This is a genomic window from Streptomyces sp. SGAir0957, from assembly GCF_043523415.1.
Genome location: NZ_CP027293.1, coordinates 5,239,587 through 5,263,111, shown reverse-complemented (window position 1 = coordinate 5,263,111; position 23,525 = coordinate 5,239,587). Strand labels below are relative to the sequence as shown.

The 23,525-nt window shown below is 72.1% G+C and carries 21 protein-coding genes and 3 tRNA genes; 14 read left to right on the top strand and 10 right to left on the bottom strand.

Annotation, left to right across the window (positions count from 1 at the left end):
• Positions 1-6 precede the first annotated feature (6 nt).
• From C1N81_RS28590 to C1N81_RS28575, 4 genes are all read left to right on the top strand, one after another.
• Positions 7-1,374 (top strand): AAA domain-containing protein, encoded by a 1,368-nt coding sequence (locus tag C1N81_RS28590; RefSeq protein WP_394438300.1) that lies wholly within the window; start codon positions 7-9, stop codon positions 1,372-1,374.
• A gap of 98 nt (positions 1,375-1,472) precedes the next feature.
• Complete coding sequence (locus tag C1N81_RS28585) at positions 1,473-1,829, top strand: hypothetical protein (RefSeq protein ID WP_394433802.1); 357 nt, start codon at positions 1,473-1,475, stop codon at positions 1,827-1,829.
• Positions 1,830-2,007: 178 nt separating this feature from the next.
• Entirely contained in the window at positions 2,008-2,640 is a 633-nt protein-coding gene (locus tag C1N81_RS28580; protein ID WP_394433800.1) for a bifunctional DNA primase/polymerase, read from the top strand.
• Positions 2,631-2,704, top strand: a tRNA-Lys gene (locus C1N81_RS28575). Before C1N81_RS28580 ends, C1N81_RS28575 begins: the two co-directional genes overlap by 10 nt.
• 72 nt (positions 2,705-2,776) lie before the next feature.
• Here C1N81_RS28575 and C1N81_RS28570 read toward each other — a convergent pair.
• Positions 2,777-4,063, bottom strand: a complete 1,287-nt coding sequence (locus C1N81_RS28570; RefSeq protein WP_394433798.1) for a M6 family metalloprotease domain-containing protein — start codon at positions 4,061-4,063, stop codon at positions 2,777-2,779.
• A gap of 298 nt (positions 4,064-4,361) precedes the next feature.
• On the opposite strand from C1N81_RS28570, the gene C1N81_RS28565 reads away from it, so the two are divergent.
• Positions 4,362-6,200, top strand: a complete 1,839-nt coding sequence (locus C1N81_RS28565; protein WP_394433796.1) for a putative bifunctional diguanylate cyclase/phosphodiesterase — start codon at positions 4,362-4,364, stop codon at positions 6,198-6,200.
• 74 nt (positions 6,201-6,274) lie between these two features.
• Here C1N81_RS28565 and C1N81_RS28560 read toward each other — a convergent pair whose 3' ends face one another.
• The 3 genes from C1N81_RS28560 to C1N81_RS28550 all read right to left on the bottom strand — a co-directional run bounded on the left by C1N81_RS28560 (position 6,275) and on the right by C1N81_RS28550 (position 9,047).
• Complete coding sequence (locus C1N81_RS28560; protein ID WP_394433794.1) at positions 6,275-7,372, bottom strand: LLM class flavin-dependent oxidoreductase; 1,098 nt, start codon at positions 7,370-7,372, stop codon at positions 6,275-6,277.
• A 109-nt stretch (positions 7,373-7,481) separates the two neighbouring features.
• Entirely contained in the window at positions 7,482-8,213 is a 732-nt protein-coding gene (locus C1N81_RS28555) for a maleate cis-trans isomerase family protein (protein ID WP_394433792.1), read from the bottom strand.
• A gap of 3 nt (positions 8,214-8,216) precedes the next feature.
• Positions 8,217-9,047, bottom strand: coding sequence for a maleate cis-trans isomerase family protein (locus C1N81_RS28550; protein ID WP_394433790.1), 831 nt, complete (start codon positions 9,045-9,047; stop codon positions 8,217-8,219).
• 260 nt (positions 9,048-9,307) lie between these two features.
• On the opposite strand from C1N81_RS28550, the gene C1N81_RS28545 reads away from it, so the two are divergent.
• Both C1N81_RS28545 and C1N81_RS28540 read left to right on the top strand, forming a co-directional pair.
• The gene (locus C1N81_RS28545) at positions 9,308-10,312 is read left to right on the top strand and encodes a D-2-hydroxyacid dehydrogenase (protein ID WP_394433788.1); all 1,005 of its coding nucleotides are present in this window, start codon (positions 9,308-9,310) and stop codon (positions 10,310-10,312) included.
• 17 nt (positions 10,313-10,329) lie between these two features.
• Positions 10,330-11,775: an amidase gene (locus tag C1N81_RS28540; RefSeq protein WP_394433786.1), complete on the top strand. Its 1,446-nt coding sequence runs from the start codon at positions 10,330-10,332 to the stop codon at positions 11,773-11,775.
• On the opposite strand, the gene C1N81_RS28535 is transcribed toward C1N81_RS28540, so the two are convergent.
• Positions 11,755-12,297 (bottom strand): DUF3830 family protein, encoded by a 543-nt coding sequence (locus tag C1N81_RS28535; RefSeq protein WP_394433784.1) that lies wholly within the window; start codon positions 12,295-12,297, stop codon positions 11,755-11,757. The genes C1N81_RS28540 and C1N81_RS28535 overlap by 21 nt on opposite strands.
• 131 nt (positions 12,298-12,428) lie before the next feature.
• Between C1N81_RS28535 and ehuB the strand changes: the two genes are divergently transcribed.
• The 5 genes from ehuB (at position 12,429) to C1N81_RS28510 (ending at position 16,521) form a co-directional block, all read left to right on the top strand.
• Positions 12,429-13,334: an ectoine/hydroxyectoine ABC transporter substrate-binding protein EhuB gene (gene ehuB, locus C1N81_RS28530; protein ID WP_394433783.1), complete on the top strand. Its 906-nt coding sequence runs from the start codon at positions 12,429-12,431 to the stop codon at positions 13,332-13,334.
• On the top strand, positions 13,331-14,077 hold the full coding sequence (gene ehuC, locus C1N81_RS28525; RefSeq protein ID WP_394433781.1) for an ectoine/hydroxyectoine ABC transporter permease subunit EhuC: 747 nt from the start codon (positions 13,331-13,333) through the stop codon (positions 14,075-14,077). The genes ehuB and ehuC overlap by 4 nt, the downstream gene beginning before the upstream one ends.
• Complete coding sequence (gene ehuD, locus C1N81_RS28520) at positions 14,077-14,742, top strand: ectoine/hydroxyectoine ABC transporter permease subunit EhuD (RefSeq protein ID WP_394433779.1); 666 nt, start codon at positions 14,077-14,079, stop codon at positions 14,740-14,742. The genes ehuC and ehuD overlap by 1 nt, the downstream gene beginning before the upstream one ends.
• Positions 14,743-14,785: 43 nt before the next feature.
• Complete coding sequence (gene ehuA, locus C1N81_RS28515) at positions 14,786-15,556, top strand: ectoine/hydroxyectoine ABC transporter ATP-binding protein EhuA (protein WP_394438298.1); 771 nt, start codon at positions 14,786-14,788, stop codon at positions 15,554-15,556.
• Positions 15,557-15,741: 185 nt separating this feature from the next.
• A complete protein-coding gene (locus tag C1N81_RS28510) occupies positions 15,742-16,521 on the top strand; it encodes an IclR family transcriptional regulator (RefSeq protein WP_394433777.1) in 780 nt (259 codons plus the stop codon).
• A gap of 258 nt (positions 16,522-16,779) precedes the next feature.
• Here C1N81_RS28510 and C1N81_RS28505 read toward each other — a convergent pair.
• The 5 genes from C1N81_RS28505 to C1N81_RS28485 all read right to left on the bottom strand — a co-directional run bounded on the left by C1N81_RS28505 (position 16,780) and on the right by C1N81_RS28485 (position 22,112).
• Positions 16,780-16,853: transfer RNA gene (locus C1N81_RS28505), tRNA-Lys, on the bottom strand.
• 64 nt (positions 16,854-16,917) lie between these two features.
• Positions 16,918-18,579: an AMP-binding protein gene (locus tag C1N81_RS28500; protein ID WP_394433775.1), complete on the bottom strand. Its 1,662-nt coding sequence runs from the start codon at positions 18,577-18,579 to the stop codon at positions 16,918-16,920.
• Positions 18,580-18,724: 145 nt separating this feature from the next.
• Entirely contained in the window at positions 18,725-19,324 is a 600-nt protein-coding gene (locus tag C1N81_RS28495) for a lytic polysaccharide monooxygenase auxiliary activity family 9 protein (protein WP_394433773.1), read from the bottom strand.
• Between the two features lie 152 nt (positions 19,325-19,476).
• Positions 19,477-20,715, bottom strand: coding sequence for an SPFH domain-containing protein (locus C1N81_RS28490; RefSeq protein ID WP_394433772.1), 1,239 nt, complete (start codon positions 20,713-20,715; stop codon positions 19,477-19,479).
• A gap of 71 nt (positions 20,716-20,786) precedes the next feature.
• A complete protein-coding gene (locus C1N81_RS28485) occupies positions 20,787-22,112 on the bottom strand; it encodes a peptidoglycan-binding protein (protein ID WP_394438296.1) in 1,326 nt (441 codons plus the stop codon).
• Between the two features lie 207 nt (positions 22,113-22,319).
• Between C1N81_RS28485 and C1N81_RS28480 the strand changes: the two genes are divergently transcribed.
• Both C1N81_RS28480 and C1N81_RS28475 read left to right on the top strand, forming a co-directional pair.
• A tRNA-Lys gene (locus C1N81_RS28480) sits at positions 22,320-22,393 on the top strand.
• 191 nt (positions 22,394-22,584) lie between these two features.
• Positions 22,585-23,277, top strand: coding sequence for a FadR/GntR family transcriptional regulator (locus C1N81_RS28475; RefSeq protein WP_394433770.1), 693 nt, complete (start codon positions 22,585-22,587; stop codon positions 23,275-23,277).
• Positions 23,278-23,525: the final 248 nt, after the last annotated feature.

The following is a 23,525-nucleotide window of genomic DNA, read 5'->3' as shown; positions in this document are numbered from 1 at the left end:
GCTCCTGTGACCGCTCCCGTGATCCCGCTCGACCCGGCGTCGCTCAGCCCGTCCGCCGCCGCCGCGCGCGCGACCGAGGCGATCCTGCGCGACACGCTCCACGGTGACGCCCGCGGGGTCGTCGTGGACTCGCCGCCCGGCGCGGGCAAGTCGACCCTGGTGGTGCGGGCGGCGCTCGAACTGGCCGACGCGGGACGCCGGCTGATGATCGTCGCGCAGACGAACGCCCAGGTCGACGACCTCGTCCTGCGCCTGCACGAGAAGAACCCCGAGCTACCGGTGGGCCGGCTTCACAGCAGCGACCCGGACGCGTACGACAAGGCGCTCGACGACCTGCCGCACGTCCGCACCTCGACCAAGGCGGGCGATCTCGCGCCGCTCCCCGTGGTCCTGTCGACCGCCGCGAAGTGGGCGCACGTGAAGGTCGCCGACGCGGGCGGGCCCTGGGGTCACGCCATCGTCGACGAGGCGTACCAGATGCGCTCCGACGCGCTGCTCGCCGTGGCCGGACTGTTCGAACGGGCACTGTTCGTGGGCGATCCGGGCCAGCTCGACCCGTTCGCGATCGTCGGCTCCGAGCAGTGGGCGGGGCTCTCCTACGACCCCTCGGCCTCCGCGGTGTCGACACTGCTCGCGCACAACCCGGACCTGCCGCAGCACCGGCTGCCGGTGTCGTGGCGGCTGCCCGCGTCGGCGGCGCCGCTGGTGTCGGGCGCGTTCTACCCGTTCACGCGGTTCCGCAGCGGCACGGACGAGGGCGACCGGCGCCTGGAGTTCCGTGCGGCGCCGGACGGTTCGGGCCCCGACCGGGTCATCGACGAGGCGGCCGAAGCCGGTTGGGGCCTGCTCGAACTGCCCGCCGCGCACACGCCCCGCACCGACCCGGAAGCGGTGCGGGCGGTCGCGCTCGTCGTACGGCGGCTGCTCGACCGGGACGGCGTCACGTACTCCGAGCGGGGGCCCGACCCGGCGCCGCTGACCGCCGACCGGATCTGCGTCGGCACCGCCCACCGCGACCAGGCGGCGGCGGTCCGCGCGGCCCTCGGCGAGCTGGGCGTGCGGGACGTCACGGTGGACACGGCGAACCGGTTGCAGGGCCGGGAGTACGACGTGACCGTCGTGCTGCATCCACTCTCCGGGCGACCGGACGCGACCGCGTTCCACCTGGAGACGGGGCGGCTGTGCGTGCTGGCGTCCCGGCACCGGCACGCGTGCGTCGTCGTCTGCCGGGCCGGGGTCGCCGAACTCCTCGACGAGCATCCCTCGACGGAGCCCGTGCAGCTCGGGGTGGACGTCAAGTTCCCCGACGGCTGGGAGGCGAACCACGCGGTCCTCGCGCGGCTCTCGGAGCACCGGGTGGCGTGGACGCCGTAGCGCGTCCCCCGCGCACGGAGGCGTACTTGCGCCCCGTCGGACAATGGAAGGCGGCCCGGGCACAGGGCGGGCCGCAACCGGCACAAGGAGGAACCACCATGGCGGAGCCCGAGGGGCCCCGTACCCCGCAACCGCGGCTGCGGCCCGTGCCGCTGATCTTCGAGCCCGCGGAGGCCGCCGGCGATGCCGAGCACTTCTTCGACCTGGAGTCCATCGAGGACCCGCGGGAACTGCTCGCCCGCGCGACGGAGCTGACGCTCGCGTTCCGCGCGGCGACCGACCGGTCCGTGGAGTTCCAGGCCGTCGCGGCGGCGCAGCTCGCCGATCCGCGCCGCTTCGACCGGCTGTCGACGGCCGACATCGCGGAGCGCGGGGGCTGGACGGAGGACTACGCCAAGAAGATGGTCGAGTTCGGGCGTGACCTGCTGCGCAGCGGTTCGGAGCAGTCGCCCTGAGCGGGGGCGGGGGGCCGGTCCGGTGCCGGGCGAGGCGTCCTGAGCCTCGTCGGGCAGACGCGCCACCGGAGGCTTTGGCATATGCCAGAGGGGCAAGATACCGCGCATACCCCGGCTGTGTCCCGATTTTGGACAACTCTGCGGAGCCGTCTCCTCACCCCCGGTAGAGGTGGTGTACATGAACACCGCGCACCCGCACTTCGCCCCTGTCCCCGGCACCCCCCGCGACGGTTCCGACACCCCCCACGTCCACGACGTCACGGGTGTCACCCCTGAAGGCGCCGCATGGCTCGCCTCCGCAGGAACGTATCCGCGCTCCACGCTCTCCCACTGGCACTCCCGGCCCAGCGCGCCGGTCGTGCTGCCCTGCGGCTCGGTCTTCGACGTGGTCAACGTCCCCGCGATCTTCGGCCGGCGCATGTTAGACCGGCTCTGGTCCGAGGGGCCCGGGTCCGGCCCCGTCGCCACACATCGCGGCCGCATGCTCCTGTTCACGGCCCCCGGCACGGCACAGCGCCTGCCGTCGCTGCTGCGCTGGGAGGAGTGGGGCCCCGCCGTGCCGCCCCTGCTCTGCCACGGCACCGGCGACGCGGTCACCGTGCCCGCGCCCACGACATCCGCCGAGCCCCGCCCCGAGTCCCGCTGGGTCGTCGCCCCCGACACCCGCCACCCCTGGCTGCCCGGCCCCGAGGTCCTCCTGTGGGCCTGCGTCCGAGCGGCCCGCACCGGCGCGCACGCGGCCGTCCGCATATCGATTTTTCCTGCCGCCGATCAGGATGCTAAGGTCTACGACGTCAGCAGGCGCCGCTAGCTCAGTTGGTTAGAGCAGCTGACTCTTAATCAGCGGGTCCGGGGTTCGAGTCCCTGGCGGCGCACAGACGGTAAGAAGGCCCCCCGCGAAAGCGGGGGGCCTTCTTACATGCCCAGGGGGCCCGATGGCGGTGGGGCTAGCCCGTCGTCACCTTCACCGTCCACGCTCCGGACGCCGTGCGGTTCTCCGCCTCGATCTGGAGGTTTTCGCCGGGGACCGTGTAGCTCTCCCCCACCGCCAGGGGCGCGTCCGCCAGTGGCGGGTAGACCGAGTCGCCGTGGCAGGAGGCTGTCGTCGGGTGGGTGTCGAGGACCTGGACGGGACCCGCGCCGGAGGCCGAGTCGCCGTGGACGCGGTAGACGAGGACGCCCTGGTTGCAGGTGGTGCTGTCGTTGCCGGCGGCGCCGCGCGCCTCCAGGGCGACGGCGCTGGAGGGCCCGGTGCGCACGACCGCCAGCTTGGTGCCGCCGCCCGCGCCGAAGGGGGCCCCGGCCGCACGCGGCGCCGTGCTGAGGGGTTCGAGGGTCAGCCGGGTGACGCCCGTGCGGGTGACGCAGGAGACCTGCTCGGGCTCCAGCCAGCCGAGTTTCCACTTGTGCCAGCCGAAGAGGTCGGGGGCGAGCCCGAACTGGCTGCCCATGACGTCCCAGTCCCCGACGTACGTGTCCCAGTCGCCCTTGCCGTCGGACGGCCGGTGATAGAGGTCGGGCAGGTCGAAGACGTGCCCGGTCTCGTGCGCGAGGACGTTGCGGTCCGGCGGGTGCTGCTCGAAGACGGTGACGACGCGCCGGATCTCGGTGTCGTCGGCCCGCATCGGACGGTCGAAGTTGACGACCTTGGTGGCGTCGGAGTCGACGCCGGGCGCGTCCGGGTCGGCGACGAAGTAGACGATGTCGTACTTGCTGAAGTCGGTGGAGGCGTCCGCCGCGGCCAGCGCGTCCCGAAGGTAGGCGCTGCGGTCGGACGGCGCCCAGTCGCGCCGTATGCGGTACGAGGTCGAGGGCCGCGGCATCTTCAGCCACGCGCGCTGCGGATGCGGCGTGAGCGTGAACTTGCCGTACGAGGCCCGGTCGTAGAACTCGCTGGTGGCCGGGAAGTAGTCCGCCGTGAGCTGCTCGGGCGTGGTGAGCGGGGCCGCGTCCGGGAAGGACAGGAAGATCATCACCGCGTCGAGGCTCTTCCTGGGGCGCGGATAGTCCGCGTTCCAGGTGTCGAGGCCCTCGGAGTGATGGGCCGCGGTCCGTTCCAGGGCGCAGGGCCCGCCGTAGGGGGCGGCGGCGGCCGGGCCCGCGACCAGGCCCGTCGCGGCGAGGGCGGTGAGTGCGGTCAGGGCCGCCGCGGCGGCGCGCAGGCGGGCCCTGTCCACCCCCGCGGGTGGCTGCGGGCGCTCCAAGGCGACCTCCGGGAAGGGAAAGTGAGACACCCCACCCAGAGTGTTGGTGTTTGTATGGTTTCGCCTTGTTTATCTGGCCCGGACGAGTGAGCCGCGACACCCCCGATGATCACAGGCCGTCACAGTCGGTCGGGGTGCGGCAGAAGCCCGTAAAGGGCCGGGCAGAAACGATCTGGCGGGGCGGGTCGGTAGCCCCGCCTCCGGTTCGGACCGTGGACAAGGCTGGATAGGCCGTCCGACCGGCCTCTATGATCGGCACACTTTCCTGCCGGGACCCCGGCCGCACCAGCACCACGCGACCGGCCGACGCACCACGGGGAGCGAAGCGGTGAGCGCACATCCCGAAGGGCCCACGACCGCGGCGGAGGTGTCCGCACCCGACCCCTGCCCCGATTTCATCACCGAGAGTGAGCAACCCCAGGCGTGTCGGCCGGGGCCGGTCCATGGCGCCGCTTTCCTGGCCGCGCCCCAGCCGATGCTGCTCGTCGACCGCGACGGCGTGATCGTCGGTGCCAACGCCGCCGCCCGTACCCTCCTGCACGGCGCGGGCACCGAGCCGCTGGTCGGCAGGGTCGCCGCCGACCTCCTCGACCTCGGCTCCGACCCGCGCACCCGGGACTCCTACCTGGAGGTGCTGCGCGGCCGGCAGGCGCCGCTCGGCCGCACCCGGCGCCTCAAGCACGCCGCGGGCCACTCCGTGTGGGTGCGGATCACGGTGTCGCCCGTGCCCGGCGCGGACGTCGTACTCCTCTCGCTCAACGACATCAGCGCCCACCGCGACCTCCAGGCGGGGCTGCGCCACCTCCAGACGCACGACCCGGTGACCCGGCTGCCCAACCGCGCCCTGTTCTTCGAGCGCCTCACCGGCGCCCTGGAGGCGGGGGCGTACGAGGGCACGGGCGCGACTGGCCGGGTCGGCCTGTGCTATCTCGACCTCGACGGGTTCAAGGCGGTCAACGACACCCTGGGCCACCACGTCGGCGACCGGCTGCTCGCCGCCGTCGCCGAGCGGCTCACCCACTGCGCCGACATGGCCCGGCACGCCACGGGCGCCCCGCTGGTGGCCCGGCTCGGCGGCGACGAGTTCGCGCTGCTCATGGAGGACTCCACGGGGACGGACCAGCTGGCGGATCTCGCGGAGACGGTCCTGGAGGCGCTGCGCGAGCCCTTCGACCTGTCGGGGCAGCTGCTCTCGGTCTCGGCGTCGATCGGCGTCGTCGAGCGGGACGTCGCGGGCACCAGCCCGATGGGCCTGATGCAGGCCGCGGACACCACGCTGTACTGGGCGAAGGCCGACGGCAAGGCGCGCTGGACCCTGTTCGACCCGGAGCGCAACGCCCGCCGGGTGACCCGGCAGGCGCTGTCGTCGGGGCTGCGTCCGGCCGTCGAGCGGGACGAGTTCGTCCTCGCGTACCAGCCGCTCGTCCGCCTGGAGGACGGCGGCCTGCGCGGGGTGGAGGCACTGGTGCGCTGGCTCCACCCGGAGTTCGGCCTGCTGACGCCGAATCGGTTCATCGCACTGGCCGAGGAGGACGGGTCCATCGTGCAGCTGGGGCGGTGGGTCCTGGAGACCGCCTGCCGTCAGGCGCGGGCCTGGCAGCTCGCGCACCCGGACGTGCCGCCGGTCTTCGTCAGCGTCAATGTGGCGGTGCGGCAGGTGTGGGACTCGGACCTGGTGGCGGACGTCGCCCGGATCCTCGCCGAGACCGGGCTGCCCGCCGAGCTCCTGCAGCTCGAACTCACCGAGTCCGCGGTCATGGGCTCCACCGGGCGGCCCCTGAAGGCGTTGCAGGACCTCAGCGACATGGGCGTACGCATCGCCATCGACGACTTCGGCACCGGCTACTCCAACCTCGCCTACCTCTCCCGGCTGCCCGTCTCGGTGCTGAAGCTGGACGGCGCGTTCGTGCGCGGCTTCGAGGACGGCGCGAGCACGCCGTCGGAACCGGCCGACGCCGTGATCGTCGAGGCGATGGTGCAGCTCGCGCACCGGCTCGGTCTCACCGTCACCGCCGAGTGCGTGGAGACGCTCGACCAGGCGGACCGGCTGCGCCGCATCGGGTGCGACACGGGGCAGGGGTATCTGTACTCGCGGCCGGTGGCGGCGGAGCGGATCTCGGAGCTGCTCGCGGAGCGGCAGCGGGAACGGCAGCGGGAACGCCGGTAGGAACGGCGGCAGGAAGGCGGCAGGAACGGCGACGGCGCGGCTCCGCCGGAGCGGCGCCGCGCCGTCGCGCGAGGTCAGGCCCTGGGCAGCCCGTACGCGTCCGCGATCAGCTCGTAGGAGCGCAGCCGGACCTCGCCGCTGTGGGCGTTGGCCGTGAGCATCAGCTCGTCGGCGCCGGTGCGCTTCTGGAGGTCGTCGAGGCCGGTGCGGACCTCGTCGGCGGTGCCGTGGATGACGTTGGAGTTCCAGGAGCGGATGAAGTCCTGCTCCATCTCGTTGAACGGGTACGCCTCCGCCTCCTCCGGCGTCGGGACGAGCCCGGGGCGGCCGGTGCGCAGGCGGACCATGTTGAGCGCGGCGGCGAGGACCTGGCGGCGGGCCTCGGTGCCGTCGTCGTCGGTGGCGAGCGCGGAGACGCCGATGAGGGCGTACGGCTTGTCCAGGACGGCGGAGGGCTGGAAGGACTCGCGGTACAGGTCGAGCGCCGGGACGGTGTTCTGCGCCGAGAAGTGGTGCGCGAAGGCGAACGGCAGGCCGAGCACACCGGCGAGGCGGGCGCTGAAGCCGGAGGAGCCGAGCAGCCACAGCGGCGGCCGGTGCGGGTCCTGGACGCCGCCGGGCGACGTGGCCTGGACGGGGCCCGGGACCGCGTGGATGCGGGAGTACGGGTGGCCGTCGGGGAAGTCGTCGTCGAGGAACCGGGTCAGCTCGGCGAGCTGCTGCGGGAAGTCGTCGGCGCCCTCGTTGAGCCGGTCGGTGCGGCGCAGGGCGGCGGCGGTGGCCCCGTCGGTGCCGGGGGCGCGGCCGAGGCCGAGGTCGACGCGGCCGGGGGCCATCGCCTCCAGCGTGCCGAACTGCTCCGCGATGACCAGCGGGGCGTGGTTGGGCAGCATGACGCCGCCCGAGCCGAGCCGGATGCGGTCGGTGTGGGCGGCGAGGTGGGCCAGGATCACGGCCGGGGACGACGAGGCCACTCCGGGCATGGAGTGGTGCTCGGCGACCCAGTACCGGTGGTAGCCGCGGCTCTCGGCGAGCCGCGCGATGTCGACACCGGTGCGCAGGGCCTGCGTGGCGGTGCGGCCCGCGCCCACGGTGACCAGGTCCAGGACGGAGAGGGGGGTCGGGGCGGTGCCGTGGGCTGTGCCCCGGATCTCGTCGTGGTTGGCCGGCACGGGGTCCTCCTGGAGACGTGTTTCTGCCTGACCCCCGCCTAACGGAGGCGGGCTCCACTTGTATTCCCGGCCTCCTCCGGACCTGCGTTTCCGGCCCCCTCAGGGCCAGCTACACCTGCACCACCGGCTCCTTCGTGAACAGCGTCCCCAGCTGCGGCGCGTGCACCCGTCGGTCCACCAGGCGCAGCGCCTCCCAGACGGTGACCTGGTTGGCGGTGAGGACCGGCTTGCCCAGCTCGCGCTCCAGGTCACGGACGTACGCCGCCGTGTGCAGGGCCGTGTCCGGCAGGAGTACCGCCTCCGCGTCGGGGTGGTCGCCCGCGCGGGCCATCGCCAGGGTCTCCTCCCAGCCCCACGTGCCGACCTCCGCGGCCGTGATGATGCCGCTGCCGCGCACCGAGACCACGTCGGCCCCGGCCGCCTTGAGGAACGCGGCGAAGTGCTCGGCCACGTCCGCCGGGTACGTCGCCGCGACGGCGACCCGGCGCACGCCCAGCTCGCCCAGGGCGTGCGCGAAGGCGAAGGAGGTGCTGGACGCGGGCAGCCCCGCGGTCACGGCCAGCGTTCTGACCTGCTCCTGCGCGCCGTCCCAGCCGAGGACGAAGCTGCCGGAGGTGCACGCCCAGACCACCGCCTCCGCGCCCGCGAGCCTGAGTTCCTCGATGCCCGCCGCGAGCCGGTCCGGCGCGCCCATCTCCAGAAGCGCGTCGACCCGGTGCGCGTCCTCGCCGATGTCGGTGTGGACGACGGGCAGCCGGATGTCACTGTCGATCAGCATCTCGATGCGCGGGTAGTCGTCCTCGGCCGAGTGTCCTGGGTAGAGAAGTCCGAGCGCTGTCATGTCCTATGCCCACCCTTCCTGGCCCTCCGGGAGTTCCGGAGCGCCGTGTCCGGGCCGGAGGCCGCCCTCCGGCAGGTCCGGCAGGGGCCACTGGCGTCGCGCCGCCGGGTCGAGCAGCGCCTGGTACGGCCCCACCGCTCGCGTACCCAGCCGGCGCAGGGCTGCCCACATCGTGACCTGGTTGGCCGAGATCACCGGGATCCGCAGCTCCGCCTCCAGTTGCGGGATGACGTCGTACGTGGGCAGGTTCGTGCAGCTGATGAAGAGCACGTCCGCCGTGGTGCCCGCCGCGTCGCGCGCCATCCGCGCCACGTCCCGGTAGGGCACCTTCCAGATGTGCCGGGTCAGGCCGAGGAACGCCGTCCCGGTGACGGCCGCGCCCGCCTGTGCCAGGTACTCCGCGAGGGACTCGGTGACGGACCGGGTGTAGGGGGTGACGAGGGCGACGCGGCGGGCGCCGAGTTCGGCCAGTGCTTCGAGGAGCGCGCCCGACGTGGTGACGCACGGCCGTTCGCCGGAGCGGCGCATGGCCTCGCACATCGCGCGTTCGCCCGCGATGCCGCCGACGAAACTGCCCGACGTGCAGGCGTAGGCGAGGACTTCGGGCTCCACCGCGCCGAGCGCCCTGACCGCCTCGTCGAGCGTCTCGTGCTCACTGACGATCCTGGCGAGGTCGAGACTCACCTCCACCGGGACGAACGGGGTGCGGGTGAGATGGAGGGAGATCTCGTCGGGCACCCAGCGCCACAGCTCACGATCGAGGGCGAAGTCGAACGGTGCGACGACGCCGAGACCGCGCTGCGGCTGCGGTCCTCCCAGGAAAGAGACGTCCATAGAGCATGCCCCAAGTTCAGCTGACGGAATGTGCCGTGGTGCTGAGATGCGGAGGTGCCAGATGCCGATGCGGTGTGCCTGAGCCGGCGGTCCGTCGCCGGGACGTCGGGACAGCGGGGAACTGCGGGGAGAGGAGGAACGCGCCGACGCAGGTCCTCCGTTGACGAAGGTAGGTTCAGGTGCCAGCGTGGTCAATCCGCGCATGTCAAGGAAACATGCCAGGAATCCCCAAGCCGTCTGCCAAGGAAAGCGGAGCTGCGTTGCGGAACGATGTCACCGCCGTTTCGGGTCCCGCTGGGCCGGACGACCGCCGGCCCACCGTCCTCGTCCTGGACGCCGCCCCCGGTGAACCCCCGCCCCGGCTCGGCTCGTTGACGGGCCGGGCCCGAGTGGCGCACGCCTCCGACGCGGCCGGGCTCCGCGCCCTGCTCCCCGCGGCCGATGTCCTCCTCGTGTGGGACTTCCAGTCCGACGCGGTGCGCGAGGCGTGGCCGGGCCCGGGGCCGAGGCCGCGCTGGGTGCACACCGCGAGCGCGGGCGTGGACCGGCTGATGTTCCCCGGACTCGCCCGGTCCGACACCGTGCTGACCAACGCGCGCGGCATCTTCGACGTGCCGATCGCCGAGTACGTCGCCGCGCTCGTCCTCGCGATGGGCAAGGATCTGCCCCGCACGCTCGCCCTGCAGGCGGCGGGCGAGTGGCGGCACCGGGAGACGCGGCGGATCGCCGGTACGCGCGCGTGCGTCGTCGGCTCGGGCCCCATCGGGCACGCGATCACCGGGCACCTCAAGGCGCTCGGCATCATCACCGCGCTGGTCGGGCGCCGTGCGCGCGCCGGGGTGCACGGCCCGGCCGACCTCGACCGGCTGCTCGCCCGCGCCGACTGGGTGGTGTCCGCGGCGCCGCTGACCGAGGAGACGCGGGGGATGTTCGACGCCCGCCGGTTCGGGGTGATGCAGCCCGCCGCGCGGTTCATCAACGTAGGCCGTGGGCCGCTGGTCGTGGAGTCCGACCTGGTCGACGCGCTGCACAAGCGGTGGATCGCGGGCGCGGCCCTGGACGTCTTCGAGCACGAGCCGCTGGAGGCGGACAGTCCCCTGTGGTCGGCGCCAGGACTGATCGTCTCGCCGCACATGAGCGGGGACACGGTGGGCTGGCGGGACGAACTGGGGCGGCAGTTCGTCGAGTTGTACGGGCGCTGGGAGTCCGGCCGGCCGCTCGTGAATGTAGTCGACAAGAAACGTGGGTATGTCCCCGGGAACTGAATGACCTGGAGGGGCGGATGACGACCGAGCTCACCCGACTGACGGCGCAGGAACTGCTCGACGGTTATCGCAAGGGGGAGTTCAGCCCCGTCGACGCCACCCGGGCGGTGCTCGCCCGCGTCGAGGAGACGCAGCCCGCGCTCAACGCGTTCGTGCGCGTCGACGCGGAGGGCGCCCTCGCCGAGGCCGAGGCCAGCACGCGGCGCTGGCGGCGCGGCGAGCCGCAGGGCCTGGTCGACGGCGTGCCGGTGACGGTCAAGGACATCCTGTTGCAGCGCGGGGTGCCCAACCTGCGGGGTTCGCGGACCGTGCGCGCCGAGGGCAGGTGGGACGAGGACGCGCCCGCCGTCGCGCGGCTGCGCGAACACGGCGCCGTCTTCGTCGGCCGCACGACGACCCCCGAGTTCGGCTGGAAGGGCGTCACCGACTCCCCGCTCTCCGGCATCACCCGCAACCCGTACGACACCTCGCGCACCGCGGGCGGTTCGAGCGGCGGCGGCGCGGCGGCCGTCGCGGCCGGCGCGGGCCCGCTCTCGCTCGGCACGGACGGCGGCGGCTCGGTCCGTATCCCGGCCGCGTTCTGCGGGATCTTCGCGCTGAAGCCGACGTACGGGCGGGTCCCCGTCTATCCGGCCTCGGCGTTCGGCACGCTCGCGCACGTCGGCCCGATGACGCGGAGCGCGGCCGACGCGGCGCTGATGCTGGACGTGATCTCGGGCCCCGACGTACGGGACTGGTCGGCGTCGGCGCCCGCCCCCGGGAGCTTCCGGGACACGCTGGGCGGCGGGGTGCGCGGCCTGCGGGTGGCGTACTCGCCGACGCTCGGCGGACAGGTGGCGGTGCGGCCCGGGGTCGCCGCGCGCGTACGGGAGGCGGTTTCGCGGCTCGCCGGGCTCGGGGCGTACGTGGAGGAGGTCGACCCGGACTTCACCGATCCCGTCGCCGCGTTCCACGTGCTGTGGTTCAGCGGGGCGGCCCGCAATGTCCAGCATCTGCCGCCCGCGCAGCGGGAGTTGCTGGATCCGGGGCTCCGCGAGATCTGCGCGCTCGGCGCCCGCTACAGCGCGCTCGACTACCTGGCCGCCGTCGACACGCGGATGGCGCTCGGGCGGCGGATGGGCCAGTTCCACTCCACGTACGACGTGCTGCTCACGCCGACGCTGCCGCTGACCGCGTTCGAGGCGGGGGTGGAGGTGCCGCGCGGCAGTGGCCTGCGGCGCTGGACCGGCTGGACTCCGTTCACGTATCCGTTCAACCTGACGCAGCAGCCGGCCGCGACCGTCCCGGTGGGGCTTGATCAGGGGTTGCCGGTGGGGTTGCAGGTGGTGGCGGCTCGGCACCGGGACGATGTGGTGCTGCGGGTCGCTCACGCGCTGTACGAGGCCGGGGTCGCGCGGCCCGATCCGGTCCAGGTCACGGGGCTCCGCCCCGGACCCCGCTCCTCAAACGCCGGAGGGGCTTGATCGGGCCGACCTGGCAAACCCCAGGGTCTCCCCCACCGCGCCGGACCGCCAGAGGTCCTGGCACGCCTCCGCCATCTCCTCCAACCCGTCCACCACCTGCCCCCACACGATCCCCGGGACCCACCCCACGTCCCCGTTCAACAGCAGGTTGTTGCGCTCGTAGAACAGCGCCAGGTCGACGACGGGGGCGCCCGCGGACAGCGAGGCGCCCTCCCCGTACCCGTACGACTGGGACCCCAACTGCGTCCCGTTGAAGGAGAAATAGCACAGGTCGCCAGGGATGGGCGTGACCGTCGGATTCTCCAGGGGTGGCTCCTGTGCCGCGAACGCCGGGAAGAGGGCATAGATCTCGTTCCGGGCGTATTTGGCGTGGTAGACGTCGGAGACGAGGGGCAGGGCGTCCCACACCGCCGCGCAGGTGAGGGGCGCACGGTCGGTGAGGAGTCGCGCCGTGCAGGTGACGCCCCGCGTGGCCAGAGTGACGTCGATGAACCGGTCGGGCGCGCCGCTTGAGTCAGCCATGCGCCCCATGCTCCGCCTCATTCACCCCGCCGGGTCAAGACCGCACCCCCTGTATGCACGCACCACACACCAGTTGAATGCGGCGTGAATTGATCGGCATATTCCGAGTCGGGTCGGGTAGCCGCGCGCCCATGGCTCCACCAACTCACATACGTAGGAACGAGCCTGCCGAGAGACGAACTCTTCGCAGGCGGTCACTGCTCGCGGGGGCGGGTGCGCTCGGCGCACTGGGCGCTCTGGGAGCGGCGGGATGCAGCCAGGTACCGAAGGGCGACACACTCGCGCGGCTGCAGGGGCAGGGGACGGTACGTCTGGGCATCGCGGGGGAGGTGCCGTACGGGTACATCAACGACGACGGGGAGTTCACCGGCGAGGCGGTGGAACTGGCCAAGGTCATTTTCAAACGGCTCGGTGTCGGCCACGTACAGCCGGTGGCCACCGATTTCGCCTCGCTCATACCCGGCCTGAACACGCAGCAGTTCGATGTCGTGTCCGCCGGGATGTACATCAACAAGGAACGCTGCCAGCAGGTCATCTTCGCCGATCCCGAGTACCAGATGCTGGACTCGTTCATCGTGCGCAAGGGCAACCCGAAGAACCTGCACAACTACGCCGACGTGGTGAAGTCCAAGGCCAAGTTCGGCACCGGCACCGGGTACGCGGAGATCGGGTACGCCGTGGACGCCGGGTACAAGGAGTCCGACATCGTGATCCTCCAGGACCAGGTGGCGGGGCTCAACGCCGTGGAGGCGGGCCGGATCGACGTGTTCGCGGGCACCGCGCTCACCACCCGCGAGGTCACCAAGAAGAGCAGCAAGGCGGAGCACACCGAGCCGTTCGCGCCCACGGTCGACGGCAAGAAGCACATCGACGGCGGCGGCTTCACCTTCCGCCCCACCGACACCAAGCTGCGGGACGCCTTCAACGTCGAGATCCACAAGATGAAGAAGAGCGGCGAACTGTTCCGCATCCTCCAGCCGTTCGGCTTCACCAAGGCGGAGATGACGACACTGACCGCCGAGGAGCTGTGCCGATGACCGCCGGACTGTGGGAACACTGGGTACTGCCGGGCATCTGGATCACGATCCAGCTGACCCTCTACAGCGCCGCGCTCGCGACCGTCGTCGCGTTCGGCGTCGGCATGGCCCGTACGCACCGGCTGTGGATCGTCCGGTTCGTCGCCGGTCTCTACACCGAGATATTCCGGGGCACCTCCGCCCTGGTCCTGATGTTCTGGATCTTCTTCGTCCTGCCGCAGCTCGCGGGCTGGTCCCTCGTCCCGATGTGGGCCGCCGTCCTCGCGCTCGGCCTGTCCTACGGCGCGTACGGTGCCGAGATCGTCCGCGGCGCCCTCAACGCGGTGGCGCCCGCACAGCGCGAGGCGGGGGTCGCGCTGAGCTTCACGCCGTGGCAGCGGATGCGGCTGATCATGCTGCCGCAGGCCGTGCCCGAGATGATCCCGCCGTTCTCCAACCTGCTGATCGAGCTGCTCAAGGGCACCGCCCTGGTGTCGCTGCTCGGCATCGGTGACGTGTCCTTCGCCGCCTATCTCGTGCGGCTCGCGACGACCGAGAGCACCGAGATCTACTCGCTCACGCTCGTCATCTACTTCGTCCTCGCCTTCCTCCTCACCCGCGGGATGCGGGCCCTGGAGCGCAAGACCAAGGCGGGCATCGGACAGCGGCCCGAGCGCGGCGTGGGTCTCATGCGCAAGCTCAGCCTTCGCCAGCAGAACGAGACCGCTCAGCTCCCCGTGGGCGGCGCAGGAGGTGGCGTGTGATGACCACTGCCGCAGCGAACTGGGACTGGTCCGCCGTCAGCGACTTCATGCCGCACTTCTGGGACGGCCTCCTCGTCACCCTCCAGATCCTCCTCTACGGCTCGCTGATCTCCTTCAGCGTCGGCCTGATCTGGGCGCTCGCCTTCCGCGCGCCCACCCGCTTCATCCGCTGGCCCGTCGGCGCGATCACGGAGTTCATCCGCAACACACCGCTCCTGGTCCAGCTGTTCTTCCTGTACTTCGTGCTGCCGGAGGCGGGGATCCAGTTCTCCGCGTTCACCACCGGTGTCGTCGCGATCGGCCTGCACTACTCGACGTACACCGCGCAGGTCTACCGCGCGGGCATCGAGGCCGTGCCGGTCGGCCAGTGGGAGGCCGCCCGCGCGCTGAGCCTGCCGTACGGGAAGACGTGGACGGCGGTCATCCTGCCGCAGGCGATCCGCCGCGTCGTGCCCGCGCTCGGCAACTACGTCGTCGCGATGCTGAAGGACACGCCGCTGCTCGCGGGCATCGGCGTCCTGGAGCTGCTCCAGCGCTCGCGCCTGGAGGCGGCCAAGACGTTCCAGTACACGGAGGCCCTGACGGTCGTCGGTGTCGCCTTCATCGTCATCTCCTACCTCGCTTCCCTCCTCCTCCGATCCCTGGAGCGCCGCCTTGTCCACTGACTCCCCCGACGCGAAGCTCTCCAAAGCGCAGCCCAACCCCAAGGTGGACGGCGCCGAACTGATCCGCTTCGAGAAGGTCGTGAAGCGGTTCGGCGACAACACCGTCCTCGACGAGCTGGACTTCTCCGTCGACTCCGGCAAGCACGTCACGCTGATCGGCCCGTCGGGCTCCGGCAAGACGACGATCCTGCGGCTGCTCATGACGCTGCTCAAGCCGGACGAGGGCACGATCAAGGTGGGTGGCGAGTACCTCACCCACGAGGAGAAGAACGGCAAGCTCGTACCCGCCGGCGAGAAGCACATCCGCGAGGTCCGCAAGAACATCGGGATGGTCTTCCAGCAGTTCAACCTCTTCCCGAACATGAAGGTCCTCCGCAACATCATGGAGGCGCCCGTCACCGTCCTCGGCCTCTCCAAGGACGAGGCCGAGCAGCGGGCCCGCGAGCTGCTCGACATGGTCGGCCTCGGCGACCGCGCCGACGCGTACCCGACGCAGCTCTCCGGAGGCCAGCAGCAGCGGGTCGCCATCGCGCGGGCGCTCGCCATGCGGCCGCAGGTGCTGCTCCTCGACGAGGTGACCTCGGCGCTCGACCCGGAGCTGGTCGCGGGCGTGCTCGACGTCCTGCGCGACATCGCGCACACCACCGACATCACGATGCTCTGCGTCACGCACGAGATGAACTTCGCCCGGGACATCTCGGATCAGGTCCTGATGTTCGACTCGGGGCACGTCCTGGAGTCGGGGACCCCGGACAAGATCTTCAACGAGCCGGAGCACCAGCGGACCAGGGAGTTCCTCAGCGCCGTGCTGTAACCGGGGCGTATTCGTTCCGCTTACCCGTGCGGTGCATGACTCTGACATATGCCAGGGTGGCGCGTTCCAGATGAGAGGCACGGAACGCGCCACCAATTCCGGCAACCTCCGCCCCTTACGGGTGCGTTGGCGGCTATCGTGGGAGGGAACCAGCTGTCCGGAACCGGTCCTTGCAGGGGGATGCCGTGGCGCTGAAGCACGAACAAGACGCGTCGGGGCACCGGCCACGGCAGCCACACCGGTCGGTGCAGCACGCGCTGCGCGTCCTGGAGGCCGTCGCCCACCACGCCACCGGCATCACCGACGCCGAGCTGACCCGCACCACCGGCCTCTCCACCGACCAGCTGACCGGACTGCTGCGCATGCTCCGCCGCGAGGGGTACGTCGAGCAGACCGCCGACGGCGCCTACGTCACCGGCGAGGCCCTGAGCCGCATCGGCTCCGCCGACGGGAACGCGGCGGCGCTCACCGCCAAGCTCCAGCGCACCCTCGACGAGCTGCGGGACTCCGTCGGCGCGGCGGTCTACATCAGCCGCTACATCGACGGTGAGGTCCACATCACCCAGTACGCGGCCGGGCCCGAGGCGCCCGCGGTCAACGAGTGGGTCGACTTCCGGGTCTCCGCCCACGCCAGCGCCGTCGGCAAGAGCCTCCTCGGCCAGCTGGACCTGAACGGGCGGCGCGACCACCTCTCCCGCCACAAAATGGCCCGCCTCACCTCGCGCACCATCACCAGCGAGAAGATCCTGCTCTCCAAACTGGCCACCCAGCCGGCGACGGTCCCGGTCCTCGACATCCAGGAGTACGCGGTCGGCACGGTCTGCGCCGCCGTCCCCATCACCGCCGGCTCAGCGGTCGGCTGCCTGGCCCTCTCCCTCCCCCTGGACCGAGCGCACCGCCTGCACGACGCGGCAAGCCGCTTGAACAAGAGCGCGGCACCAGTGCTTCTGTCTTTGACCATCTGACGGCTCCTGCCACGCACCCACCCGACCGGCTCCGCCCTCCCCAGGACCCACGCGACGCCGGGCACGCGAAAGGCCCCCCGCTCTCACGGAGGGCCTCTCACCGTCTGTGCGCCGCCAGGGACTCGAACCCCGGACCCGCTGATGCTGCATCCCCCGGGGGACAACCCCCGAACCCCCGGCCGACAGCCGGGCTACAGCCATGGCCACGCCGGGTACGCGAAAGGCCCCCCGTTCTCACGAGGGGCCTCTCACCGTCTGTGCGCCGCCAGGGACTCGAACCCCGGACCCGCTGATTAAGAGTCAGCTGCTCTAACCAACTGAGCTAGCGGCGCCTGCTGACAGGAAAATAGTACCTGGTCCGGAGGGGTGCCTGTGACCAGTGCGGGTGGGCGGGGGTCAGGGCGGCGTGAGGAGGGGCGCGCGGCCGTGGGTGCGGAAGGTCTCGGCCAGGGTGGCGTACGCGGCGGGGGTGAGGCGGCGGTAGGCCGGCCCGGCCGATGGGCGCCACCAGAGGTCGCCGCCGCTCCAGAAGCCCTCGCGGCGCAGTTCGGCGCGGCGGATCTTGTTGGTCGCCGTCACGGGCATGTGTTCGACCAGCCGTAGGAAGCGTGGGGCCATCTTCGTGCCCAGGTCGGGCTGCGCCGCCAGGAACGCCTCGAACGAGCGCGGGGCGAACCGCTCACGCAGTGCGAGGGTCGCCATCACCTGGTCGCCGGAGACCGGGTCCGGAACCCCGTACACGGCGACGGCCGCCGCGCGCGGCCACCGGGCGAGGATGTTCTCGATCATCGCGGGGGCGAGGTTCTCACCGTCCACGCGGATCTTGTCCTCCCCGCGCCCGGCGAAGTACAGGAATCCGGCCGCGTCCCGGTAGAAGAGGTCACCGGTCCAGTACCAGCCGTCACAGCGCACCCGCTCCGCGTACGCCGCGTCGTTGCGCCAGTACCCCTCGAACGGTGAGCGCCCCCGGTTCACCAGCTCGCCGATGGCCTCGGCCCCGTTCACGAGGCCGCCCCCCGCGTCGAAGACGGCCGGCGGGCACTCGGCCCCGGTCGCCGGGTCGAGCACCACGAGGTCGTCGCCGGGGACGCCGCGTCCGATCGCGCCAGGCGGGGTGTCGGCGGTGCGCTGGACGGCGGCGCCGCCTTCGGAGGACCCGTAGCCCTCGACTAGGCGGACCCCGAACCGTTCCTCGAAGCGGGCCGCGTCGACCGCCCCCGCCTCCGTGCCGAAGCCGGCCCGTAACGGATGGTCGCGGTCGTCCGGCCGCTCCTCGGTGGCCAGGATGTACTGCACGGCCCGGCCGACGTAGGTGAAGTAGGTCGCACGGAAGCGGCGTACGTCGTCCAGGAAGGCGGACGCGGAGAAGCGGCGGCGCAGCGCCACCCCGGCCCCGGCGGCCATGGCGGGGGCCCAGTCGGCGATGACCGCGTTGCCGTGGAAGAGGGGCATGCAGAGGTAGTGGACGTCGTCCGGGCGTACGCCGAAGGTGTCGGCCAGGGACCGCCCGGCCGCGGCGAGCCGCCCCTGCGTGCAGATCGCGGCCTTGGGCGCGCCCGTCGACCCGGAGGTGAAGGAAAGCAGCATGCGGGTGCCGGGCCCGACCCCGGCCGCGATCTCCGGCTTCGCCCCTTCGTACGGGGCGAGCAGCTCGGCGTAGGCGGCGTCGTCCGTGAGCAGGACGCGGACGCCGGGCAGGGCCAGGCCGTCGAGCAACGGCAGCTGGGCCCGCTCGGTGACGAGGACGCGGCACTCGGTGTGGGTGATGTCGCGGGCCAGTTCGGCGCCGCGCCGGGTGGGGTTGATCCCGGCGACGGTCGCCCCGGCGAGGGCGGCCGCGCTCAGCCAGTGCACGAACTCGGGCGTGTTGTCGAGCAGCACCCCGACGTGCGGGGCGGCGCCGCGCGGCAGCAGCTCGGCGAGGAGCGCGGCCCGCGCCGCCGCTCCGGAGGCGAGCTGGTGGTGGGTGAGGGTCCGGTCCTCGTAGGCGAGCCCGGGCCTGTGGTCGCCCCAGCGTTCCTGGACGAACTCCGCGAAGGTGTGCGTCATGGATCCCATGGCGGGGCACCATAATTGACGTCCCGTCAGAAGGGGAGGGCGACGACGTGCGGTCACCGCTCTCCCGCGCGCCGCCCGCCCGCGAGGGACGGGCGGCGCGCGGGGCCCTACAGAAGCCGGGCCAGGCCAAGGCTCAGGCTCAGGCTCAGAACGTGACGTCCGAGCACGCGTAGAACGCGTTGGCCGTGTCCGCGATCGTCCACACCGCGAGGATCACGTGGTGGCCGGACTTGCCGGTGGGCAGCGCGCCGGAGTGCGAGAGCGTGGCCGGCGGCTGTCCGCTGTAGGGCACCGTGAGGAACGGTGTGGTGTTCAGCGCGGCGCGGGTCAGCGGCTTGCTCTCGTCCCAGCCGTTCTTGGTGACGTAGTAGCGGAAGTCCGTGGTGGAGTGCCGCGCGGTGAACTGCCAGCGGAACGTGTAGTTCTGTCCGCCGGTCACCTTGGTGGTCGGCCAGGCCTGCCCGTTGGGCTGCTTGGCCGCGTTGAGCTGCCCGAACTCGCCGTGGTTGCCGGAGCATATCTGGCCGTCGGCGGGCCCCGAGGCCGGGAAGCCCTTGGGCCCCTCGACGCTCTGCGGCTCCCACTGGATGTTGCCGCAGTTGGCGACGGTGCCGTTGGCGCAGAGCTTCTGCCGGCTGATGGGCAGGTCGGTGTAGCCGTGGCCGCTGGCCCCGCCGGCCGAGAGCGCGAACGCGCCCGCGGTGGTGAGGCCGAGCATCGCCGCGTAGAGCTTCTTGTTTCGCATACTGCCGCTCCTGGGGGTGTGGGGAGGGAGTGCCGGAAGCTGCGCGCACAGCGGTGTTCAGTGTCGGAGTTTCAGGTCTAGACCAACCCCCAATGTATGGGCGGCTGTTGGCCGTGTCCATACAAAAGTTGGCTCTCCCTTTGCTTTGCCCTTTACTCCCCGCGCCCGGTGTAGAACGCCACCGTCAGATCCTTCACGAGCGCCTTGCGCTCGTAGTCGTCCAGGTCCACCAGGCCCCGCGTGGTCAGCCGCGCCACCGTGTCCTCCACCGAGTCGACGACGGAGGTGAGCACGGTGTCCCGGTGCTGGGCGTCGAGCGCCGCGATCCGGCGGCGCCGCATCACGGCGGCCAGCTCGGGCGCGTACTCGATCCGGGTCGGCTGCGCCGAGAAGACCTCGATGCCGGCCGCCCCGGCGTCGGCGGCGAGACGCCGGGTGAGCAGTTCGCCGACGGCCTCGGTGTTGCGCAGGGTCGGCGTCGTTCCCTGCGCGTCGCTCGCGGGCGCGTCCGCCGGGAACTGCGAAAGGACCCCCGCCACGGCAGCCTCGACGCACTCGCGTAGATACTCCTCGTGGTCCTCGATGCCGAGCACCGCCCGCGCGGAGTCCCTGACCCGCCACACGACGAGGACGACGACGCGCAGCGCGACCCCGTTCGCGTCGACCGCGGGCATACCCTCGCTGCGCCAGTGCCGCAGCCGCAGGTCGGCCCGGCGCCGCAGCAGCAGCGGGTTCACCCACAACAGCCCTGACCTGCGCACACTCCCCCGGTAGCGGCCGAAGAGGGTGAGCACGAGGGCGCGGCCCGTCCGGCCCCGGGCGAGCCCGCCGAGGCCGAGGAGCGCGAGCGCGCCGGAGCCCGCGAGCGCCGCCCACTGGTACGGGCCGAGGCCCGCCCCCTCGTACCCGGGCAGCCCGGCGACGTTCGTCATGATCCGCGGCAGCATCCCGGCCCAGCCCAGGGACGCCACCGCGCCCGCCGCCCCCGTGAGCCCGCCGAGGACTCCGACGGCGCCGGGGAGCGCGCGGCCCGGCCGCTCCGCGAGCTCCGGGTCGGCGGAGGGCACGGAGCGCGCGGGCGTGCGCGCCTCCGGGTGCGGGTCGGGGGCCGTCTGCGGGAGCGGGGGCGGGGGTGAGGCGGGACGGGCGCGGGTGCCCGTGCCCACGACGGCCGCGCGCACCGGGACCGCGACGGGCTGCGGGTCGTCCCGGAACAGCAGGTGTACGGGGATCTCCATCGTCGATTCGTTGCGGATGACCCGGGCGCCGCGCCCCAGGACCGCGCCGACCCCCAGGTCGGGTCCGGCGCTCTTCTCGGGCACCGGCTCGTCCGTCATGGTGGGGGCCTGCGGCCCCACGGTCCGCTCCGGGCGGTCCGCCGTCGTGCTCATGCTCGTCCTCGTCTCCACGTTGGGTGTGCTGTCGTCCCCGCCGCCTGCCGTCCGCTGTCCGCACGGAGCCGTCACGAGAAGAGCCGCCGCCACGTCTCGGGGCCCGGATATCCGTCGGCGTCCTTGCCGGTCCAGCCCTGGGCCCGCTGGAACGCCTCGACGTTGCGGCGGTCCGCCTCGCTCCAGCGCGGCCCGGGGCCCTCCTCGTAGTGGGCGCCGAAACCTTTCTTCACGAGTTGCTTGCCGAGCTGTGTCACCGAGGCGTTGCTCGCCCCGGGCCGGAACTTCGCCGCCCCCGGGAACGTCGGCACGCCCTTCGTCCCCGGCGAGCCCGAGGCGGGGATGTCCTTGCCCTTGCCGTTGATCAGGTACGCCCACGTCACCGGGCCCGGCAGGCCGTCCGCGTCCTTGCCGGTCCAGCCCTGCGCCCGCTGGAACGCCTGCGTCGCCCTGCGGTCCGCGTCCGTCCAGCGCGTCCCCGGCCCCTCCTTGTAGAACCGCTCACCGCCGCGCTCCACGAGGAGCTGCCCGAGCCGGGTGACGTACGCGTTGTTCGCGCCCGGCCCGAAGGACGCGACGCCCGGGAACCTCGCGCCCGTCGCCGCCTGCGTGCCCGAGCCCACGGGCCCGTCCTCCTGCAGCCCCTTGTAGCGGTAGGGGACGTACCGGCTGGAATTGCTCCAGTACGCGTACGGGGTGGACTGCGCGCGGGTGCCGGGACGGGTCTGCTCGTAGGCGACGTAGCGGGTCCGCGAGTAGTCCGTCCAACCGCCGAAGATCGTGACGTGCGAGCCCTTCTCCGGGTTCGCCGGGTTGTGGAACAGCAGGATGTCGCCGGGCTGCAGCTCCGCCTTGGTGATGCGGGTACCGAAGGAGGCGAGGCTGCCGGTCCACTCGTTGCGGGGCAGGTCCCAGGCCATGGAGACATAGCCGGAGCAGTCCTGGCGGTAGCCGTCCCTCCAGTACTTGTTCATGTCGTACGGGACCTTCGCCGCGACCCACTCCTTCGCGCGGTCGATGATCGCGGCCCGGGAGGTGGCGCGCGGGGCGCTCTGCTGGGCGAGGTGCACGGTCTGCGCGGAGGTGCCCGGGGCGCCCGGGGCCCCGGCCGCCCCGACGACCGCGGGGGTTCCGTTGAGGGGGCTGGTGCCGCCCTGCGGGGTGGTCGCGCCGCTCGCCGGGTCCGGGTCGCCCGGTCTCGCCTCGTGGTGCTCGACGGCGACCGCCGCGGTGGGGAGCGCGCCGATGACGGTGCCGGCCGCCGCCGCGACGGCCAGGGCGTGCCGGGGGCCGACCTTGGTGCGCGGCGGGGAGGTGAGGGTGGAGCGCCACTGGGCACAGCCCGCGCAGTCGCATCCGCTCGGCGGGTCGGTCTCCACGAAGACCGGCGCCTCCATGTGATCCATGCGATTCCCCTCACATTCCGGTGCCGGCTGCTGAACTTCTGAGCCACGTTTTCGCACGCGGAAAGCGTCTCAACTGTCTACGCATAACGCATGTTGACGGTCCGAAAGGTGGAAATCGGTATAAATCGGGCTGCACCCCGGCGCGTCGAGTGGTCAGGAGCACCCCGGAAGGTCGGGTAAAGTTATGCAGGTCAGCAGGCGCCGCTAGCTCAGTTGGTTAGAGCAGCTGACTCTTAATCAGCGGGTCCGGGGTTCGAGTCCCTGGCGGCGCACAGACGGTGAGAGGCCCTCCGTGAGAACGGGGGGCCTTTCGCGTACTCGGCGCGGCCGTGGCTACAGCCCCGCCGTCGGCCGAGCCCCCCGAAACTCGCCTGCGCCGGGGACCGGCGTGCGTTTCTGGTCGTGCGCTGTGGCGTTGCCGTGAGGTGGGGCTCGGGGGCGGGGCTGCCGCTACCGTTGCCCCATGGCGCGTGACCTTCAGGAGCGGATCAAGAGGCTGATCGTCGAGCGGCGGCTGCCGCCGGGGGCCTCGTTGCCCACCGAGCCCGAGCTGATGGAGCTGCTCGGGGTGAGCCGGAATTCGGTGCGGGAGGCGTTGAAGGCGCTGCAGGCGATGGGCATCGTGGAGATCCGGCACGGCTTCGGGACCTATGTGGGGCCGATGTCGATGGCGCCGATGATCGAGGGCCTCGCCTTCCGTACCGTCGCGGGGCACTACCGGGGCGAGGACAGCCTGCTCCAGCTCCTGGAGCTGCGGGAGGCCGTGGAGACCGGGCTCGTGGCGCGGCTCGCGGGCCGGGTCCCCGAGACGGACCTGGCCGAACTCGACACGTTGGTGGTCCGGATGGAGAAGGAGGCCGGGTCCCCGGAGGGCGCGGTCAGCGCCGCCACCGACCGGGCCTTCCACGCCACGCTCTACCGGGGCCTGGGCAACCCGTTGCTCGTCGAGGTGATGGAGGCGTTCTGGGAGGCGTTCCACCGGGTGCGCACGGATCTGGTGGACGTGCCGCAGGATCCGGAGGTGACCTGCCGTCAGCACCGGGAGATCCTGGACGCCGTGCGCTCCGGCGAGGTGATCAGGGCGGAGCGGGCCATACGGGACCACTTCTCCAACATCCGTCTCCGGCTGGCCGCGACTCCACGCCAAGACCGCTGACGCACCGTTTCTTCAGGCGGGACGCCCTTGCGATCAAGTTGCGGGCGCAGCACCCTGAATGAGAGTCGATGACGTAATTGAGCGGCAATAAGGCGCAATAGGTTCCAATATGACCCGGCAACGCCGCACTCGGGCTTCCGGGTCAGGGGAGTTGCAGTCGGCCCATGAGCCGCAGTCGGGGGTGAGGGCCCCGTCCGGTGGGCGACGCCGAGGGGGGCGTCATGCAACCGGAGGGCCGGGCCTCCCAG